This is a genomic window from Kitasatospora sp. NPDC059571, assembly GCF_042735675.1.
Classification (GTDB): Bacteria; Actinomycetota; Actinomycetes; order Streptomycetales; family Streptomycetaceae; genus Kitasatospora.
Genome location: NZ_JBHWBW010000711.1, coordinates 1 through 2,594, shown reverse-complemented (window position 1 = coordinate 2,594; position 2,594 = coordinate 1). Strand labels below are relative to the sequence as shown.

The 2,594-nt window shown below is 77.7% G+C and carries 1 protein-coding gene; it reads left to right on the top strand.

The features are described 5' to 3' along the window. Positions 1-142: 142 nt before the first annotated feature. A partial coding sequence (gene tmk / locus ACFV0G_RS38140; RefSeq protein WP_380558080.1) for a dTMP kinase occupies positions 143-2,594 on the top strand: 2,452 nt, incomplete at its 3' end.

Below are 2,594 nucleotides of genomic sequence, written 5' to 3'. Positions count from 1 at the left end.
CCGCCGGGGGGCCGCCCCGCCCCGCGCCCCGGCCCCGGCCCCGCGGGGGGCGCCCCCGGCTCGCGTCACAACCGTGTCATGACGCCGCTCCCGAGGCCCTGCTGCCCCTTGGGCCGCAACGCCCGACCGCTACGCTGACCGTATGACGAGTGAGGAGCAGCCCACCGGTACCGCCCCCGCACCACCCGACCGCCCGGACCCGGCACCCGCCGGCACCCCCGGTGAACGGGCCCGGGCACTGCTCCGCCTCCGGCCCTACCGCCGGCTGTGGACCGCGCAGCTGGTCGGCGGCACCGCCGACCGCCTGGCGCTGCTGGTCCTGGTGCCGCTGACGGTGGTCGCCGGCGTGATCGGCGGTCAGTTCGGCCACGGGTACCGGTCGCTCGCCTTCGCCGTCGCCGCGGTGTTCGCGGCCCGGCTGCTCGCCACCGTGCTGTTCGGCGCGGCCCTGCTCGGGCCGGTGCACGCCCTGGTCGGCGGCCGACTCGACCGGCGCTGGACCTTGATCGGCACCGACCTGCTGCGCGCGGTGCTGATCGGACTCGCCGCCTGGTGGGTCACCTGGACTCCCGGCACGGCGACCTGGGTGCTGCTCGGCACCGTCTTCGTGTCCGGTGCGGCCGAGCGGATCTGGGCGATCGCCAAGGCGGCCGCCGTCCCGGGCCTGCTGCCGCCCGCAGACCCGTACGCCGCCCCCGAGCGCCGCCGGCCGTCCGCCGCCGGCCTGGACGCCGTCCGCACCCTGGACCTGCGCACCGGCTGGGCCACCGTCCCGCTCGCCGCGACCGCCCTGATCCTGCTCACCCTGCTCAACAACGTGCTCGCGGCGCTCGCCTCGGACTGGCTGCGCGGCCACCAGCTGACCTGCGCCGCCCTCGGCGCCGCGCTGCTGTTCGGGGCCTCCGCGGTGCTGCTCTTCCTGCAGGAGCTGCCCGGCGGCGCCGCCACCGCCCCGCGCTCCCCGCTCCAGGGGCTGCGCGCACCGACCGACGCCACCCCGGGCCCGGCGCTCACCAAGGGCCGCACCGGCTCCGCCCCGTACTTCACCTTCGCCGTCGCCGCCGGGTACGCCGCGATGGCGGGCGTCGCCGCCCTCGGCCTGCTCACCGCGGTCGAGCACCGGGCCGGTCCGGTCGGCTACGGCCTGGTCGTCCTCGCGGCCGCACTCGCCCCCGCCCTGGGCGCGCGGAGCGCCCGCTCGGTGCTGCCCGCGCTCTCCCGCCGCCGGCTCCTCGCGGTCGCCCTGCTGGTCGAGGGCGTGGCACTGATCCTGGCCGGACTGGTGCTGGACTTCGTCCTCGTCCTGCTGCTCACCGTGCTCGCCGGCCTCGCCGCCGGTGTCGCCATCGCGGTCGGCCGGGCGCTCCTCGCCCAGGAGGTCGAGGAGATCCGGCTGCCCAAGGTCACCGAGCACCTCTACGCGGTGCTGCGGGTGGTCGTCGGCACCGCGCTGGTGGCCGTCCCACTGATCGCCGCCGCCTACGGCGAGGTCGAGCTCGGCCGGGTCGAGTCCGGCAGCTTCACCTTCATCCACGGCGGTGCGGCGCTCGCCGTCTCCACCGCGGGCCTGCTCACCCTGGTGCTCGCCGCCGTGGTGCTGCTGCGCACCGACGACCGGCGGGGGGTCGCCCCGTTCGGGCGCGAGCTCGCGCAGGCCGTGCGCGGCGGTTCCGCGCCGGCCCCGCACCGGCTGGCCGGCACCGGCTTCTTCATCGCCCTGGAGGGCGGCGACGGCGCCGGCAAGTCGACCCAGGCCCACGCGCTCGCCGAGTGGATCCGCTCCAAGGGCCACGAGGTGGTGCTCACCCGCGAGCCCGGCGGCAGCCCGGTCGGCCAGCGGCTGCGCGGTCTGGTCCTGGACGTCGGCAACACCGGTCTCTCGCACCGCGCCGAGGCGCTGATCTACGCCGCCGACCGCGCCGAGCACGTCGAGAACGTCATCCGGCCCGCCCTGGCCCGCGGCGCGGTGGTCATCACCGACCGCTACATGGACTCCTCCATCGCCTACCAGGGCGCCGGCCGCGACCTCGCCGCGGCCGAGATCGCCCGGATCTCCCGCTGGGCCACCGGCGGTCTGGTGCCCGACCTCACCGTCGTGCTGGACGTCGACCCGTCCGCGGCCCGGGAGCGCTTCACCGAGGCGCTGGACCGGCTGGAGCAGGAGCCCACCGAGTTCCACGCCCGCGTCCGGTCCGGGTTCCTGGCCCTCGCCGCCGCCGACCCGGCCCGCTACCTGGTCGTCGACGCCGGGCAGCAGCCCGCCCAGGTGACCACCGCCATCCGCCACCGGCTCGACCGGGAGCTGCCGCTCTCCGCCCAGGAGAAGGACGCGAAGGCCGAGCAGGAGCGCCTCGCCCGCGAGGCGGCCGAGCGCCGCGCCGCCGAGGAGGCCCGCCGAAAGGCGGAGGAGGCGGAGGCGGAGCGCAAGCGCCAGGAGCTGCTGGAGCAGCTGCGCGCCGAGCAGGCCGAGAAGGACCGGCTCGCCGCGGTGGAGGCCGAGCGGGTCGCCGCCGAGGAGGCCGCCCGGAAGGCCGAGGAGGCCCGGCAGCTCGCCGAGGAGGAGGCGCGTCGCCGCGCCGCGGAGGAGGCCGCCC